The organism is Chthoniobacter flavus Ellin428 (genome assembly GCF_000173075.1).
Taxonomy (GTDB): Bacteria; Verrucomicrobiota; Verrucomicrobiia; order Chthoniobacterales; family Chthoniobacteraceae; genus Chthoniobacter; species Chthoniobacter flavus.
The window spans coordinates 251768-267064 of sequence record NZ_ABVL01000006.1; the positions used below are offsets into that span (position 1 = coordinate 251768).

Genomic DNA, 15297 nt, shown 5'->3' on the forward strand with positions numbered 1-15297 from the left:
ATTTTCCGCGTAGGCCTTAAACTAGGTACTTGTACTAGGGTTCCCGACGTTGGCCGTGGGATCGAATCGGAAGGGCGCGTATTTGCCCATGCAGCGCCCGAAGGCTGCGAACGCCAAGGCTGCTTTTCCTGGCATCCGCGTCGGCATCGGGGCCATTCTCGCCGTGAACCTTGCAAGCCCGCTGGCGCGGTTGGCCGGGGACCGGCTCACTTGCGTCCAGACGGGACGATCGTGGCGTAGACCGGGCGGTGGTCACTGGCGTCGTTCCAGTAGGCGGACCGATACACGCGCGGTGAGCCGGGAGAGATCTCCCGGTGCAAGACGGGGCTGACGAAAATGTAGTCGATGCGTGAGTAGAGATCGGCCGCTTTCCAGTATTCCGTCCAGGTGTCTCCGAGTTCGTCCTTCGCCGGCAGTGCGGTCATGTAGGTCGGGCCGTGGACGCCCGCGACTTCGTGGTAGGCAGGCTCGTTTTTGAGGTCGTTGAAATCGCCGAAGCAGACGAGGCGCACATTCGGATCTGCGACAAGGATTTCGTCGAGGTGCTTGCGCAGGAGCGAGGCTTCATTGCGTCGGACCAACGCCTCGCCTTCGGGCACCGGCAACTTGGATTTCAAGTGGGCGCTCACGAAGCGCACCTGGTAACCAGGCCGGATCTCGATCGTTACATCGAGAAATCCCCGGCGCACCTTTTCCGGCTGGCCAGCCAGTTCATAGGACACGTTGGAAAGCGATTGCCGTGCGACGATGGGATAGCGGCTCACCAAGGCGAGGTGCCGCTGGTTATCCAGCGCCTGCACGTATTCGAAATCGGTGTAGTGCAGGCCGGCGTCGGCGAGGCGTTTCTTGAAATCCTCGAACCGTTCGGGTTCGCCCATCTCGCAGATGCCAAGGATGTCCGGATTGATGTCCTTGACTACCCGAACGACCGCATCGATCTCCTTTTCCGACTTGAGCTTCGCTTTACGTGGGCCGGTGTCGGCGGCCACGGATTCCTCGCCGAGATAGTTCTCCACGTTGTAGGTGGCGATCACCACTGATGGCGGTTGGTCCGCCCCAAGCGCCGCCAGCGGCAGCCGAACGGCGAGCAAAAGCGCAAACAGCCTCGGGAATCTCATTCCCGGAAATGGAAAAGGGCTCGCCCGGTGAAGGCGAGCCCTAATCGAAAGGATTTACGCGGTCCTGAGCTTAGGCGTGCGTTTGCGGAGTCTCCTGCGTGTGATCGCCATTTTCAGCTTGCGTGTGCTGAGCGACTTCGGTCGGCGGGTGATCCAGCTTCGGGGCGGGCGCGGGAGCGGACTCCGGCGGGCGGGTGACTTCGCGCTCAAATTCATCCTTGGCCTTGCTAAACTCACGGACGGCCTGCCCCATGCCGCGGGCGAGCTCAGGGAGCTTCTTCGCACCGAAAAGAAGCAGGACGATAAGCAGGATGATGATGAGATCCGGCCCTGCTAGATTGAAAAGGCTGGCGATATTCATAGTAAATGGGGTTCTGCTTCAACTACACCGGCTTGCGGCAAGTTGCAATGGGTCATTCTGGCTTGCCGGGAGGAAGCGGGGTCTCATCCTTGGCTTTGGTGAATTCCCGCACGGCTTCACCGATGCCCCGGGCGAGGCCGGGCAGGTTTTTGCCGCCGAAAAGAAAAAGGGCGATGATCAGGATGATCATGAGATCGGGTCCGGCGAGATTGAAAAGAGAGGCGAGAGTCATAAGTGGGGAGTTTCTGGTTTTCTCAGTATCCGACGGAAAGCGGCTTTGTTAGCGGAGAAATGTGGAATACAGAGGGACGCCAGGGGTGCGGGCCGCTCTTTTTAGCCATGCAATCGTCTTTGCGTGCGCGGTAATTTTGTTCAAACATGCGTCCACACCACTGGCTCATCCGATGAGTTGCCAGTAATCTACGTATGCCCAATTCCTCCTCCACTCTTCTCCAGCGTGCCGAGGAAGCATTGGAGATGAGCCACCGACGGACGCGGCTCTACGAGGCGGTGCTCTCCAGCACGCCGGACCTGGTTTACATTTTCGACCTCGATCACCGGTTCATTTACGCGAACAAAGCATTGCTCGCGATGTGGGGAAAGACTTGGGACGAGGCGATTGGGCACAATTGCCTCGAGCTGGGTTACGAACCCTGGCACGCCGAGATGCACGACCGCGAGATTGAGCAGGCCGTGGCGACCAAGCAGGCTGTGCGCGGCGAGGTGCCATTCACCGGGACGGCTGGGCGGCGCTTCTACGACTATATTTTTGTCCCGGTGATCGGCGCTGATGGCAATGTCGAAGCCGTTGCCGGGACGACCCGTGACATCACGGAACGGAAGGAGGCGGAGCAACAACTGGCCGCCGCCAAGGCCGCCGCCGAAGCCGCTTCGCGGGCGAAGGACGATTTCCTCGCGGCGCTCAGCCACGAACTGCGCACTCCGCTGAATCCCGTGCTCCTCATGGCCGTGGAGGCCGAGCGGAACCCGGATCTGCCAGCGTCGGTGCGGGCGGATTTCGCGGCGATCCGCCGCAACATCGAACTGGAGGCACGGCTCATCGATGACCTACTCGACCTCACGCGCATTACCCGGGGCAAGCTGCGACTGGAGCGGCAGGCGCTCAACGTCCACGAACTGCTCCGCGCCTGCGTGGGCTTCGTGCAGCCGGAAATCGAGGCGCATGGTCTGCGGCTGACCCTCGCGCTGGATGCCGCCGAACACTGGGTGGAGGCGGATCACGTGCGACTCCAGCAGGTCTTCTGGAACGTGCTCCGCAACGCGGTGAAATTTTCTCTCGCCGGCGGCGACGTGATTGTGCGGACGGCCAATCGCGACAACCAGTTGCGCGTGGAGATTTCCGATACGGGCATCGGTATTGCCGCGGCGGATTTGCCGAAGATTTTCGATGCTTTCCAGCAGGGTCGGGAGGGGAACGCCTTCGGCGGTCTGGGCCTGGGCCTGGCGATTACCCGCGCCTTGGTCGAGCAGCACGGCGGACGCATCGTCGCCGAAAGCGCGGGTCGCGGTCTGGGCGCCACCTTTCGTTTCGAATTTCCACTGGCAAAACAGTCTCCTCCGCGGCCCGCCGCCGGTGCGGGAAGTGTGGGTGGAGGAACGCCGGGACAGCAGACCTCGCGGCGCATTCTGTTGGTGGAAGATCACGAAGATACGCGCGAAACCCTGTCGCGCTTGCTCGTGCGCCGGGGCCATCAAGTCTCGCCCGCGGGAACCATCCGGGCGGCCCGAGCCCTGGCGGCGTCGGGAGAGTTCGACGTGATGATCAGCGATCTCGGCCTGCCCGATGGAGAAGGGACGGAATTGCTGACTGTCTTCGCGAACACGGGTCGAAAGCCGGTGAGCATCGCGATGACCGGCTTTGGCATGGAGGAGGATATCCGGCGCACGCTGGCGGCCGGTTTTGTCGCGCACCTGACCAAACCCATCAATATCGCGGACCTGGACCGCTTGCTGACGTCACTGCCGGTTGCGGAAGAAGCGGGCCGTTAGGGCATCACCGCGGAGGCTTCCTGCGGACTCGGCAGGCCCCAGGCTTTCCATTTCGCTTCGTATTCGGAGCGGGGGAGCAGAGCGTAGTGCGGGTGTTTGTCGGCGCGCAGCCAGCGGATGAGTTTGACGAGATCGTCTTCCGCCATGGTCGTGCAACCGGCGGTTTTTCGCGCCGGGCCGCGGCGAATGTGGAAGAAGATCGCGCTGCCGCCGTTGGCCACCGGCGGATCGGAGTTGTGACGAATCTCCACCAGCCAGTGATAGGCGAAATCGCCGTGCCGCATCTTTTCCTTCTCGAACCACGGAGGTGGATTCGCCGGGTCCACGGTCACGTGCTTGTTGTAGTCCGGCGAGTTGACGTCATCGATCCAGGCATCGCCGGCGCCGACGGTGTGGAATGGGTACTTCGCGCCGGAAGGCAGCGCGGAGTCGTAGGTGTAAATCGTGCCGATCTTGAACACGCCCGCGGGCGCACGACCGTCGTGCTCCTGCTTGTGCGTGCCGGGTTCATCCGTGCCGAAGACGCCGCGTCCCCACACCAGGCCATTCTTCCCGTAAAGAACGGGGATGGCCGGACCGGCCGCTTTCCACTCCCCGTTGGTCCTTTCGAAAAACTGCAGCTTCCCGGTCGAGGCGTTCCAATCCGGCGCGATGCTGACGATCATTTGCTGCACCGAGCTATCGAGTCCGCCGGCGAAAGCCGATCCGACGAACAGGATAAAGGCGAAGAACCAACCAAACGCGCGCTTGCTGGCGTGAAATCTGTTTCTCATCATCGCTTGCTTGAAAAATTTAACGCGAACCGGAGCCGTATTGCTGATCATTGCGGCGACTCTTCTCGTTTACTGGCCGGCTCTGCGCAACGGTTTTGTCTGGGACGACACCGCGCTTGTCCTGCGCGATCCGCTGATCCGGAGCTGGCGGCTGATCCCGGAAGGCTTCCAGCATTTTCTCTTTCTCGATGCCACGGCGTCGAATTTTTACCGGCCGCTCCAGCGGCTGAGTTTCGTCTTTGACTACCAGGTCTACGGGTTCGATCAGCCTTGGGGCTGGCACCTCACGAGTATCCTCGCCCACGCGGGGGCGGCAGTCGCGCTGTTCTTCGCGGCGAATGGGCTGTTGGCCCAAATCGAAGCGCGGGTGCGACAGGGGATCGCCTGCGTCGTGGCCGTGATCTGGGCGATTCATCCGCTGGCCACTTCGGCGGTCACGTATGTGGCCGGGCGGGCGGACCCGCTGGCCGCGCTTTTCGGTTTCACCGGTGTCGCGCTCGGATTGGCGAGTATCCAGGCGCAAAGGCGCGCAGGGCTGTGGAAGCTGGGCGCGGCGTTGTGCTTGTTTCTTGCCACGCTTTCGAAAGAAAGTGGGATGATTTTCCTGCCGCTCTGGTTGCTGATTCTCGCGTGGCGCAAGGAGACACGGCGGTTGCTGCTCCCCTGGGCGGGCATCGCGGTGGTGATCGTCGGCGCGTACAGCGGGTTGCGTTTTACCGCGGAAAAAGTTCCTCCACCGAAGGCCGCGCCGACACCGGCAGCCATTCGCCCCATCCTCGCGGCGCGCGCCTTTGCCGGCTACACCGGGCTGTTGGTTTGGCCCACCGATTTGCACATGGAGCGCGACGTCACGACGCATCCGCTCGGCAATCCGGAAGCCACTTTGCGCCACGCCCACGCGCTCGAATATCAGACTCTCGCCGGTGTGCTTCTGCTCATCGGGTTTGTCCTGTGGATGCGGCATTGTTTTCGCCGCGAACCCACCGCGGCGCTGTGTCTGGCGGCGTTCGTCATCGCGTATCTGCCGATCAGCAATGTCTTCCCGCTGAATGCGACGATTGCCGAGCACTGGCTCTATGTGCCCAGCGCTTTCCTGTTTCTAGCCGTGGCGCTCATGGTGCGCGCGCATTGGGAGCGGCTGACGACTCCGCGACTGCTCCGATGTGTCCTGGCCGGGATTGCCGCAGCGTGGGTTGGCCTGCTCTTTTACGTCGGCTTTACCCGGCAAGCGGACTGGCGCGACCAGCGCACCTTCATCACCAGCACGATGGCCGCGGGCGGCGAGTCCGCGCGCATGCTCATGAATCTCGGCAACGTGGAGTTCGGCGCCGGGCATCAGGAAGCGGCGCTCGGCCTTTATCGCGAGGCGCTGCGCCGGACGCCGGATCAGCCCATCATCTGGCTCGGTTACGCGAGCATTCTGTTGCGTGCGCACGATTTCGACGGAGCGCGTCAAGCGGTCGAGCACGCGGAAAAGTCGCCGTTCCTGGTGGCCGATTGCCTCAATCTGCGCGCTTCGCTTGAGAGCGCGGCCTCGGGACGCGACCCCGGTGATTTGCTGCGCCAGGCCGTCGCCGCCGCACCGGAGAATTGGAGCATTCGCAAACGCTACCTCGAGTATCTGCACGGGCAACCGGGACAGCAGCAGGCGACGTTGCACGAACTGCACGATTTCCTTCAGCAGCATCCTTTCCGCGCAGAGACCTGGCGTATGCTCGCCACCGTTTTGGAGGAGCAACATCAAATCCCTCTCGCCATCGAAGCATGGCGTGAAGCGGCGACGCGCGATGTCCGTGACAAAATCTCCCGGACGGAATTGCAGCGCCTCGCTGCGGTGCCGAAGTAACCTGATCAAGAACACCCGACATCCAACGCCCAATGGCGCTAGCGCGTGGCGGAAGACCACATTGGATGTTGGACGTTGGGTGTTGGATGTTGGATGTTCTGCCTTTCAATGACCGCCAAACCCCACAGCGCGCTCATTATCGTCGGACACGGTTCCACCGTGAACGCCGATTCCAGCGCACCGACCTTCGATCACGCCGCCGAGATTGCGCGGCGTGGTGTCTTCGGCGAGGTCTATTGCGCATTCTGGAAAGAGGAGCCCAGCCTCCGGCAGGTGCTCCACATGGTGGAGGCTAATGACATTTACGTCGTCCCGAATTTCATCAGCGAAGGCTACTTCACCCGCACGGTCATTCCCCGCGAACTCGAGCTCAGCGGCCCGGTGACGCAGCGCGACGGGCGCACCATTAAATACTGCGAGCCGGTCGGCAATCATCCGCGCATGACCGAACTGCTGCTGCGGCGCGCAGCGGAAGTGGCGCCCGGTGTTCCGCCGGAAAAGACGAGCCTCTTCATCGTCGGCCACGGGACGGACCTGAACGAAAACTCCGCGGTGGCGGCCAAGCGCGAAGTCCAAAATATCGCCGCCCGCGGCGTCTATGCCGAGGTGCTGAACGCTTACATGGAAGAAGACCCGCTCATCGCGAAGTGGGATGAGCATGCGGCGCAGCCGAATGTCGTGATCGTGCCGTTTTTCATCTCCGACGGGTTGCACAGCTACGAGGACATCCCAGTACTGCTCGGCATCGCCACCGAATCGGGCGGCGCGGCGAGCGCGACCGACAAAGAGATCTTTCGCCATAATCCCTACCAACTCCGCGGCCGCTCGCTCTACTACGCCAGTTCGATCGGTACGGAACCACTCTTCGCCGATGTGATCCTGGAACAGGTGGCGGCTTTCGATGCCGTGCATGCCGCCACCGTCTCCGCATGATGTCCCATCTCTCCCAAGCCTTCGCAGAATGGATGGCCGGGGGCGGCCGGGAGATCGGCGAAATCCACATCGAACCGGTGGAGGGTGGCTTCGTCCTGTCGCACCGCGACGATGTGAGCCGCACGGATGTCATGGCCTTCTCGGGAGCGGAAGCGGCGCGCGATCTCGCGCACTTCGATGAGCACGGGAAATTTCGTCCGCTGAAAACCGCTCCCAATTTGCGCCGCGGCTGGAAGTTGCACCTCGCCGATCCCGGTGAACTGCGCCGCGCGCTCGACTATTTCTATCCTGCCATGCTCGGCGTATGGCTCAGCCAGCAACGTGGGCGGCTTGTCACGGTGTCCTTGCGCGACACCCTCGCCCGGCAGACTGGCATGTACGCCGTCACCAAAAAGATCACCGACGCCCAGGCGCAAACGATGATCGGCAGCTTTTGCCGCACCGATGGAGGTTGCCTGAAGCGCATCTTGTGGCCGATCGCCCCGGGCGAGCCGGTGACCTCATTACCCGCCGAGAAATTTCAAACCGAAGCGCCGGCCGACACGCTGCCGCTGCTCTGCCATGAAGCCTGCAACCTCCTCGTCGCGCGGGCCCGTCAGGTGGTGAAGAGAGCCGAAGCCTCCGCATGATCATCCGCGCTCGACAGGTGGTCACAATGGAGGGTCCGCCGATCGAGAATGGCGCCGTGGCCATCGAGGGCAATCGCATCGTCGCCGTCGGCACCGTGCCGGATTTGCAATGGGTCTCCGACGGGCCGGTGCTCGATCTCGGCGAACGCGCTCTGCTGCCTGGCCTCATCAATGCGCACTGCCATCTCGACTACACGATGATGCGCGGGGCCATCGCGCCGCCGAAGCAATTCACCGCCTGGGTCCAGCGCATCAATGCACTCAAACGCAGCCTCGACAGCGACGACTATCTCACCGCCATCGGGCGCGGTTTCGCCGAACTGAAAAAGTGGGGCACTACGAGCGTGTGCAACATCGAGGCTTTTCCCGAGCTGATGACGCACCTCGGTCCCTCGCCGCTGCGTACGTGGTGGTTCTATGAGATGATCGATATCCGGCACCGGATCACCACCGACGACGTGGTCGCCGGCGCCCTCTCATTTTTCCAGCACCGGGCCAATTCCCTCGACAGCTTCGGCCTGAGCCCGCACGCGCCCTACACTGCGTCGCTCGATCTCTTCCACCTCGCGAATGCCTGCGCGACTTCTTTCACCATGCCGCTGACCACCCACGTGGCGGAGTCCATGGAAGAATTTGCGATGTTCCGCCACGGCGGCGGCCCGCTCTACGATTTCATGTATTCGCTGAAGCGGCCGATGACGGATTGCGGGAAGACCACGCCGTTTGGGCAGCTCTGGCGCAGCGGCGCGGTGGATACACAGTGGCTCCTCGTGCACATGAACACCTTGATTGAGGAGGATTTCCAATTGCTCGCTGGACTCCCGCGCGGCGCCGGCCCGCATGTCATTCATTGCCCCGGCAGCCACCGCTATTTCAGCCACCCCCCGTTTCCGGCGCGCCGATTGCACGAGCTGGGGGTGAACCTCTGCCTGGCCACGGACAGCCTCGCGAGCACGGATTCGCTGAGCCTCTTCGACGAAATGCGCCTCATGGGCCGGGCTGAGCCCTGGCTGCGCCCAGAGGAATTGCTCCGCATGGTTACGGTCAATCCGGCGCGGGCGCTGAAGCGGCGCGGGCAACTCGGCAAAATCGCCCCGGGAGCGCTGGCTGACTTGATCGCCGTACCGGCCCCCGGTAGCCTCGGCGGCGTATACGAGGATATAGTCAATCATGACGAACCCGTTTCCTGGATGATGATCGATGGCCAAATCCGCCCGTAAATTTTTCCTGCTGCCAGCCTTGATTGCGATATTGGCCTTCTCCTCGGAAGGCCTGCCGGGTGAGGAGCCGTCGGCCGTCACGCGTATCCTCCGGCGCGGAAATGACGATTCCCAGCTCCTGGTCCTGCGGTCGACCAGGAAGAAACGGTCCGTGCCTCGGGCCACGCCCTCTGTGATTCCCGCGCCGCCGCCCGCGGCCCAGCCCGACGCGAATGGCGAATTGCAACTCGCCGCCTGGGGAGCGATCGTCCTCGACGAACTGACCGGTAAAGTCCTCTACGAAAAGAATGCCGACGCCCCGCAATTTCCCGCGAGCTGCACGAAGATCATGACCGCGCTGCTGGTCATCGAGGAAGGCGACCTGGATCACGAAGTGGTGTGCGACGTTGAAGACAGCAAGGTGGGCGAGAGCAGCCTGAATCTAAAACCCGACCAGCATTTCACTCGGCGGCAGATGCTTTATGGCCTGATGCTCAAGAGCGCCAACGACGTGGCCCACGCCCTCGGTCGCGACAATGCCGGCTCGATTGAGGCCTTCGCGGAAAAGATGAACCGCCGGGCCAGGGAACTCGGCGCGCAGAACACCCATTTCGTCAACCCGAATGGGCTGCACAATCCGGAGCACTACACCACGCCCCGCGACCTCGCGCTCATCGCCCGGGCGGCCATGCATCAACCGTTTTTCCGGCAAGTGGTGGGCACGCGGGATTACAATTGGAATGTGAACGGCGTCGTCGATCCCTTGCATAACCACAATCGTCTGCTGGAGCGTTTTCCCGGCTGTACCGGCGTGAAAACCGGCTACACCATCCCCGCCCAACAGGTGCTGGTCAGTTCGGCCATGCGGGGTAATCGCGAGGTCATTTCCGTGGTCATGCACACGGACAAACCGGGTATCTGGAACGACAGCATGCTCCTGCTCAGCTACGGGCTCGACCGGCTGAGTGCCGAGAGCACGGCCACTACCGCAACGGCGACGGAGACAACGCCCGGGACGGCCACTCCGGTCGCCGCACCGAGCCCGCTGGCCTCGCCGACTGGAAATTAGACGGCGGTTTTTGGAGCTGGGGTTCCTCGGAAAACGAGCCCTCCGACCCCTTCGAAATTGACATCGCTGCGGTTAAGTTGCACTTCCGTCCAAGCAGGGATGCGAAAGGCGTTTGTCATTTTCGACGAGGAATTTAACGCCGGTCGCAATCTCGTCGAAATTGCCAAGAATTGGGAGCAGTCTGGCGGAAGCGTTCTCGCATTTTCGCCCAGATTTCTCGCCACTGAGAAGAAGGACGTATTGGCATGATGAAATTAGTCCTTTCCTTTTCTCAAACATGCAATAGTCTCAATTCCGCGACTCTTCTCCCTTATGGCCAGAATCCTCATCATCGACGACGACCCTGCCATGGTCTCGGTTATTTCCGACATCTGTCAGGAACGCGGGCATCAGACCGTGGCCTATGCCTCGGGACAAAAGGCGTTGGAGAGTCTGGCCGTCCACGCTCCCCAGTTGGTGATCACCGACCTGCGGATGGACAAAGTAGGCGGTCTCGACATTTTGCGCGAGTGCCGCGAAGTCCTGCCCCAGACGCCGGTCATCCTCATCACCGCCTACAAGACGGTGGAGACGGCGCTCGAGGCGATGAAGCTCGGGGCCTACGACTACATCACCAAACCGTTCAAGGTCGACGAGTTGCAGCTCACCATCCAGCGGGCGCTGGATAACCAGAGCCTCGTGCGCGAAAACCGTAACCTGCGGCAGATCGTCAAGGAGAAGTACCGTTTTGAAAACATCATCGGCACGAGCACCAAGATGCAGGAGATCTACAATCTCATTGCCAAGGTCGCCGATACGGACAGCACCATTTTGATCCAGGGCGAGAGTGGCACCGGTAAGGAACTGGTCGCGCGCGCTCTGCATTTCAATTCCACCCGCCAGCACCAGCCCTTCGTGGCCATCAACTGCTCGGCGCTGCCGGAAAACCTGTTGGAGTCCGAACTCTTCGGCCACAAGAAGGGCTCCTTCACCGGCGCGGTGCAGGACAAGATCGGCCTTTTCGAAGAAGCGGAAGGCGGCACCATTTTCCTCGATGAAGTGAACTCGATGGCCCAGCCGTTGCAGACCAAGCTGCTGCGCGTGCTCCAGGAGCGCCAGATCCGCCGCGTGGGCGATACGAAGAGCGTTCCGATCAATGTCCGCGTGCTCGCGGCGACGAACGAAGCGCTTGGCGACAAGATCAAGGGCGGCAATTTCCGCGAAGACCTTTACTACCGTCTCGCCGTGATCCCGGTGGAGATGCCGGCCTTGCGCGAGCGGCCGGATGACATCCCGCTGCTCGTCAGTCACTTCTTGCAAAAGAACGCCGCGCAAACCGGCACCGAAGCGAAGAAGATCGACCCGAAGGCCATCGAAATGCTGGCCAAGTACCGCTGGCCGGGCAACGTGCGCGAACTCGAAAATGCCGTGGAGCGCGCCTGCGCCTTGTGCGACGACGCTCTCATCCGCACCACCGATCTTCCGCCGCAAGTGATCCGTCACGCCACCGCGCCGCCGGTCGAGCACAGCGGTACCTTGCCGGTCGGACAGACGCTCGACGAATACATCCGCGAACAGGAGCGGCGTTACATCGAGGAGACGATCAAGTTCAATGGCAACAGCCGCGAAAAAGCTGCCAAGATGCTGGGCATCAGCATGGCGACGCTCTACCGCAAGCTGGAAGTGAAAGCCCAGCGCGCCGCCGGCGCGAGTGCCGCCAGCGCGTCGTCGTAGTAGTAGCCGGGCTCAGAGAGCTGGGCCGTCAGCGAAAGCGGTCGGCTGCAGCGGCGGTCTGTGAGCTGATCTTTACCTACATCTTACCGGACGCGTCCGAGTCGTCGCGGTAAAGAGGCAGGCTGTCCCGGAGGGACAAAGGAATTTAGCCGGGGGTGAAGCGAGCTTGCGAGCGACACCCCCGGAACACGTCCCCCCACATCAATGCGCCCCGGAGGCGGCGCGGGAATCGTTCGTTTGCGGGAGTTTCCTCCGCCCTTTCAGGGCGGGCCCGTGGAGGGACGGATATCCGGTGGCTGCGCCTGTTCGCCTGAAGCTCGCAGGCTTGCGCACCGAGATGGCGGAGGGGAATAGTGGCGGACGGCGGGTGGGCGAGCAGGCTAAATTCCGTTGTCCCTTCGGGACAGTCTGCTGCTTCGCCAACTCGACTCGATCGACGCCAACTGAGATGCGGGTAAAGATCACGTCTATGACTGTCGTGCTTCGCGTTGGAATTCAACGATCACAGGCCGTCGCTACAGCGAACAATCGACTAGCTCCGTTTCATCAAGAAGCGCATCTGCTCGGCCTGCTTGTCCATCTCGTCGAGTTTGGTCAGCGTGGCTTTTTGCTTCTCGATCAGGTCGGCGTTCCTGGCCTTGATTTCCTTGAGGCGATCGATGGGCGATTTCGGGAGCACACCCTGCGAATGCAGGTTCACGGCGAACCCGAGGACGGCGGCTAGAACGAGCGCGAAAGTAGTGGAGATTTTCATGGGGCTTATTTGCCGCGGCCGGCGTAAATGCGGGCGAGACGGATGTTTTCGGCAATGCTGGCGACCTTGGCGTCGATCTTGGCCTGGTTGTCGACGATCGTGGCCTGTTGGGCCGTCACATCGTTCAGGAGTTGGGTGGTGACGATTTCATCTCCCGTCTGGCCGCCAGAGGGGGTGGGCGTGAAAAGCGCACCCACGAAAACCACGGCGATCAGCAGGGCTACCGGGAAAAATTTCGGGTTCATATTTCCTCATCAGAGCGAGATCAGTGCCCGCGCCAAGACGAAAAAACATCCCGTTTTGGCAAGAATACTGCTTGCAGATAGATAAGGCGGGGATTTAGTGTCGGGGCCATGGCCGGACTTTCCCAATCGCAGACCCTCTCGCAGCAGCAGGTTTTGGCGCCGCAGCTGCAGCAGAGCTTGCAGATTCTCCAGGCGCCGATGCTGGAGCTGCGGAACTTGATCCAACAGGAGCTTTGCACCAACCCGACGCTGGAGGAAGACATCAGCGAGCCGACGATTGAGGATAAGAAGCAGGAGCACGAGGAATTTCAGGAAGAGTTCGACCGCCTGGCCAAGCTCGATGAGGAGTGGCGGGATTACATGTCCCAGAGCCAGAGCTACTCCGGACGCTCGTCGGAGGAAGAGGAACGGCGCCAATTCTTTTTCGACTCCATCGTGGGCCAGGAGACCTTGCAGCAGCATCTGCTCGAACAGGTCAACTCCAGCGATATCAACTCCGCCGACCGGAAGATCGCCGAGCTCCTCATTGGCAACGTCGATGATGCCGGCTTCCTGCAGACGGCCCCGGAAGAGATCGCCCAGAATACCGGCATGGACGCGGCGGACCTGCAGCGTGTGCTGGATTTCGTCCAAACCTTTCATCCTGTGGGGGTGGCCGCCCGCGACCTCCGCGAGTGTCTGCTCATCCAGCTCCGACGCCTGAGCAAGGAGCAGAGCCTCGAGTATCGCATCGTCGATCGCTACCTCGAGGACCTCGGCAAGCGCCGCTTCCCGGAAATCGCCCGCCGGCTCGGCACGACGCCCGAGCAGGTCCAGCGCGCGGCAAATTTCATCGCCACTCTTGACCCGAAGCCCGGCCAGATTTTCACTCCCGACCCGAACAATTACGTCCTGCCCGACGTCACCGTGGAAAAGATCGGCGGCGATTGGACCATCTCGCTGAACGGCGAGCAGATCCCGCATCTGCGGATCAGCAATACCTACAAGGACCTCATGTCGCAGGATAAAGGCGGCGCGGACGTGAAGGATTACATCCGGGACAAAATTCGCAGCGGCAAGTTCCTCATCAAGTCGATCCACCAGCGCCAGCAGACGATCTCCAATATCGCCCACGAGATCGTTTCCCGGCAGAAGGACTTCCTCGATCAAGGCCCGAGCGCGCTCAAGCCCATGACCATGGTGCAGATCGCCGACGCGGTGGGCGTGCATGAGACGACGGTGAGTCGCGCCATCTCGGGCAAATACATGTCCACCCCGCAGGGCGTCTTCGACATGAAGTATTTCTTCACCCCGGGCTACCAGACCTCCGGCGGCGAATCGATGAGCAATACCAGCGTGAAAGGTGCCATCGCCGACCTCGTCAAAAGCGAGGACCCGAAGAGCCCGCTCAGCGACAAAGAGATCGTGGAGATTCTCGAAAAGCGCGGCATCCCGATCGCCCGCCGCACCGTGGCCAAATACCGCGGCGAGCTGAACATCCTGCCGAGCAACATGCGGAAGCGCTACTGAGCGCGAATCGAGGGCACTGCTCCGTCCTAAGCATTACCCACATCTTTGCTCGGTGTTTGGAGGTCGATACGGATAGCGCCTTGGGAGCGGCGACCCCGCCATGGCGGGGTCGCCGACCGAAACAAACGCGCGGAGCGCCATCTTTGGGGCGTCGCTCCGCGACGCAGGGCGACTGGAAAGTCGCCCCTCCCAGTGAGCCGCAGCCGATTTCCCCGCTGTCCCTAAACCTCAAAAAGATGTGGGTAATGCTTAGGCTCAGTCAGCGCCTCAATATTTGGGTACCGACCGGACGGTGCCATCCACGCGTTCCGCGCTCACCCCACCGGCTCGTTGATCGCCCGCAATAGCTTCTTCGCCGCCCGGCTCCAGCGCCGTTCGCGGGAGCGCGCATAGCGCGGGCTGTATTCGATGTCGTTGATGAGCTCCTCGAGCTTCGCTTTTCCCTCCGTGCGCTCGCCCATTTGCACCAGCAGCTGCGCGTATTCGATCTGCACCTCGCTGTAGCTGTGCTTCCGCAGGAAGTATTCGTAGAGATTGCGCGCGTCCTGGTAATTCCCGCGCCGCGCCTGGCAGCGCGCGAGCTTCCAGATGAGCTGATCGTTATCGTAGTCCGGCTTCTGCTGATACGCCTTGCCGAGAAACGGCCACGCTTCATTCGCCCGATCCATCTCCAGCAGCGCGTAGCCCAGCCGCACCTGCACGTCGAAAATATCCGGTTGTCGCTGCAACGATTCCCGGTAGGCAGCCTCCGCCGCCGGGAATTTCCCGATGCTCAGATACGCATCACCCAAAATCTCAAAGCTCGCCGCGGTATTCAGCCGTTTCGTTTGCCCCTCCAGGTCGCGAATCCGCCCGGCCATCGACAGCCGTTTCCACAGTCCATACTCGATCCGCGAGCCTTCCCAATACTGGGTAAAAAAGTAAATGAGCGCGAAAACCCCTCCCGAGCACAGGATCAGCCAGATCCAGTAAAATTCCCCGCCGCGCCTCCAGCAGTCATAGGCCATCCACAGCGAAAACATGAAACCCAGCAGGGCTAAAAGAGCCGCCAACGCGCCGCCGACGCTGTCGACATTCTGAAGATAGTAGAAGAGCCGATACATGACTTGAGGTCGTTCCCAAGGCGGAGCAGTTCATA

The 15297-nt window shown here is 61.6% G+C and carries 15 protein-coding genes; 8 read left to right on the plus strand and 7 right to left on the minus strand.

The features are described 5' to 3' along the window. Nucleotides 1–206: 206 nt before the first annotated feature. From CFE428DRAFT_RS12525 to CFE428DRAFT_RS12535, 3 genes are all read right to left on the minus strand, one after another. Nucleotides 207–1118 carry an endonuclease/exonuclease/phosphatase family protein gene (locus CFE428DRAFT_RS12525; RefSeq protein WP_006979913.1) on the minus strand — a complete coding sequence of 304 codons (912 nt, stop codon included), beginning with the start codon at nt 1116–1118 and terminating at the stop codon, nt 207–209. Between the two features lie 70 nt (nt 1119–1188). Then, nucleotides 1189–1479 (minus strand): Sec-independent protein translocase subunit TatA/TatB, encoded by a 291-nt coding sequence (gene tatA, locus CFE428DRAFT_RS41040; RefSeq protein ID WP_006979914.1) that lies wholly within the window; start codon nt 1477–1479, stop codon nt 1189–1191. A gap of 52 nt (nt 1480–1531) precedes the next feature. Beyond that, nucleotides 1532–1711, minus strand: coding sequence for a Sec-independent protein translocase subunit TatA/TatB (locus tag CFE428DRAFT_RS12535; protein WP_006979915.1), 180 nt, complete (start codon nt 1709–1711; stop codon nt 1532–1534). Between the two features lie 194 nt (nt 1712–1905). On the opposite strand from CFE428DRAFT_RS12535, the gene CFE428DRAFT_RS12540 reads away from it, so the two are divergent. Continuing rightward, the gene (locus CFE428DRAFT_RS12540; RefSeq protein WP_006979916.1) at nt 1906–3489 is read left to right on the plus strand and encodes a hybrid sensor histidine kinase/response regulator; all 1584 of its coding nucleotides are present in this window, start codon (nt 1906–1908) and stop codon (nt 3487–3489) included. Here CFE428DRAFT_RS12540 and CFE428DRAFT_RS12545 read toward each other — a convergent pair. Then, on the minus strand, nt 3486–4262 hold the full coding sequence (locus CFE428DRAFT_RS12545) for a L,D-transpeptidase family protein (RefSeq protein ID WP_157447493.1): 777 nt from the start codon (nt 4260–4262) through the stop codon (nt 3486–3488). The two genes, CFE428DRAFT_RS12540 and CFE428DRAFT_RS12545, sit on opposite strands and share 4 nt — an antisense overlap. A gap of 10 nt (nt 4263–4272) precedes the next feature. On the opposite strand from CFE428DRAFT_RS12545, the gene CFE428DRAFT_RS12550 reads away from it, so the two are divergent. The 6 genes from CFE428DRAFT_RS12550 to CFE428DRAFT_RS12575 all read left to right on the plus strand — a co-directional run bounded on the left by CFE428DRAFT_RS12550 (nt 4273) and on the right by CFE428DRAFT_RS12575 (nt 11651). Beyond that, on the plus strand, nt 4273–6108 hold the full coding sequence (locus CFE428DRAFT_RS12550; protein ID WP_157447494.1) for a tetratricopeptide repeat protein: 1836 nt from the start codon (nt 4273–4275) through the stop codon (nt 6106–6108). A 108-nt stretch (nt 6109–6216) separates the two neighbouring features. Continuing rightward, on the plus strand, nt 6217–7041 hold the full coding sequence (locus tag CFE428DRAFT_RS12555) for a CbiX/SirB N-terminal domain-containing protein (protein WP_006979919.1): 825 nt from the start codon (nt 6217–6219) through the stop codon (nt 7039–7041). After that, on the plus strand, nt 7038–7670 hold the full coding sequence (locus tag CFE428DRAFT_RS12560) for a DR2241 family protein (RefSeq protein ID WP_006979920.1): 633 nt from the start codon (nt 7038–7040) through the stop codon (nt 7668–7670). The genes CFE428DRAFT_RS12555 and CFE428DRAFT_RS12560 overlap by 4 nt, the downstream gene beginning before the upstream one ends. Further along, a complete protein-coding gene (locus tag CFE428DRAFT_RS12565) occupies nt 7667–8890 on the plus strand; it encodes an amidohydrolase family protein (RefSeq protein ID WP_006979921.1) in 1224 nt (407 codons plus the stop codon). Before CFE428DRAFT_RS12560 ends, CFE428DRAFT_RS12565 begins: the two co-directional genes overlap by 4 nt. Further along, nucleotides 8871–9938, plus strand: coding sequence for a D-alanyl-D-alanine carboxypeptidase family protein (locus tag CFE428DRAFT_RS12570; RefSeq protein ID WP_006979922.1), 1068 nt, complete (start codon nt 8871–8873; stop codon nt 9936–9938). The genes CFE428DRAFT_RS12565 and CFE428DRAFT_RS12570 overlap by 20 nt, the downstream gene beginning before the upstream one ends. Nucleotides 9939–10250: 312 nt before the next feature. Then, nucleotides 10251–11651 carry a sigma-54-dependent transcriptional regulator gene (locus tag CFE428DRAFT_RS12575; RefSeq protein ID WP_006979924.1) on the plus strand — a complete coding sequence of 467 codons (1401 nt, stop codon included), beginning with the start codon at nt 10251–10253 and terminating at the stop codon, nt 11649–11651. Nucleotides 11652–12183: 532 nt separating this feature from the next. Here CFE428DRAFT_RS12575 and CFE428DRAFT_RS12580 read toward each other — a convergent pair. Beyond that, entirely contained in the window at nt 12184–12405 is a 222-nt protein-coding gene (locus CFE428DRAFT_RS12580; protein ID WP_006979925.1) for a hypothetical protein, read from the minus strand. Nucleotides 12406–12410: 5 nt separating this feature from the next. After that, nucleotides 12411–12650 carry a hypothetical protein gene (locus CFE428DRAFT_RS12585; protein WP_006979926.1) on the minus strand — a complete coding sequence of 80 codons (240 nt, stop codon included), beginning with the start codon at nt 12648–12650 and terminating at the stop codon, nt 12411–12413. A 108-nt stretch (nt 12651–12758) separates the two neighbouring features. Between CFE428DRAFT_RS12585 and rpoN the strand changes: the two genes are divergently transcribed. Then, complete coding sequence (rpoN, locus tag CFE428DRAFT_RS12590; RefSeq protein ID WP_006979927.1) at nt 12759–14159, plus strand: RNA polymerase factor sigma-54; 1401 nt, start codon at nt 12759–12761, stop codon at nt 14157–14159. A 314-nt stretch (nt 14160–14473) separates the two neighbouring features. Here the strand turns inward: rpoN and CFE428DRAFT_RS12595 are convergent, their stop codons facing one another. Then, the gene (locus CFE428DRAFT_RS12595; protein WP_006979928.1) at nt 14474–15262 is read right to left on the minus strand and encodes a tetratricopeptide repeat protein; all 789 of its coding nucleotides are present in this window, start codon (nt 15260–15262) and stop codon (nt 14474–14476) included. Nucleotides 15263–15297: the final 35 nt, after the last annotated feature.

Coding starts and splice junctions, on each gene's coding strand:
- CFE428DRAFT_RS12525 (WP_006979913.1), bottom strand. CDS start 1,118: ATGAGATTCCCGAGGCTGTTTGCGCTTTTGCTCGCCGTTCGGCTGCCG.
- tatA (WP_006979914.1), bottom strand. CDS start 1,479: ATGAATATCGCCAGCCTTTTCAATCTAGCAGGGCCGGATCTCATCATC.
- CFE428DRAFT_RS12535 (WP_006979915.1), bottom strand. CDS start 1,711: ATGACTCTCGCCTCTCTTTTCAATCTCGCCGGACCCGATCTCATGATC.
- CFE428DRAFT_RS12540 (WP_006979916.1), top strand. CDS start 1,906: ATGCCCAATTCCTCCTCCACTCTTCTCCAGCGTGCCGAGGAAGCATTG.
- CFE428DRAFT_RS12545 (WP_157447493.1), bottom strand. CDS start 4,262: ATGAGAAACAGATTTCACGCCAGCAAGCGCGCGTTTGGTTGGTTCTTC.
- CFE428DRAFT_RS12555 (WP_006979919.1), top strand. CDS start 6,217: ATGACCGCCAAACCCCACAGCGCGCTCATTATCGTCGGACACGGTTCC.
- CFE428DRAFT_RS12560 (WP_006979920.1), top strand. CDS start 7,038: ATGATGTCCCATCTCTCCCAAGCCTTCGCAGAATGGATGGCCGGGGGC.
- CFE428DRAFT_RS12565 (WP_006979921.1), top strand. CDS start 7,667: ATGATCATCCGCGCTCGACAGGTGGTCACAATGGAGGGTCCGCCGATC.
- CFE428DRAFT_RS12570 (WP_006979922.1), top strand. CDS start 8,871: ATGGCCAAATCCGCCCGTAAATTTTTCCTGCTGCCAGCCTTGATTGCG.
- CFE428DRAFT_RS12575 (WP_006979924.1), top strand. CDS start 10,251: ATGGCCAGAATCCTCATCATCGACGACGACCCTGCCATGGTCTCGGTT.
- CFE428DRAFT_RS12580 (WP_006979925.1), bottom strand. CDS start 12,405: ATGAAAATCTCCACTACTTTCGCGCTCGTTCTAGCCGCCGTCCTCGGG.
- CFE428DRAFT_RS12585 (WP_006979926.1), bottom strand. CDS start 12,650: ATGAACCCGAAATTTTTCCCGGTAGCCCTGCTGATCGCCGTGGTTTTC.
- rpoN (WP_006979927.1), top strand. CDS start 12,759: ATGGCCGGACTTTCCCAATCGCAGACCCTCTCGCAGCAGCAGGTTTTG.
- CFE428DRAFT_RS12595 (WP_006979928.1), bottom strand. CDS start 15,262: ATGTATCGGCTCTTCTACTATCTTCAGAATGTCGACAGCGTCGGCGGC.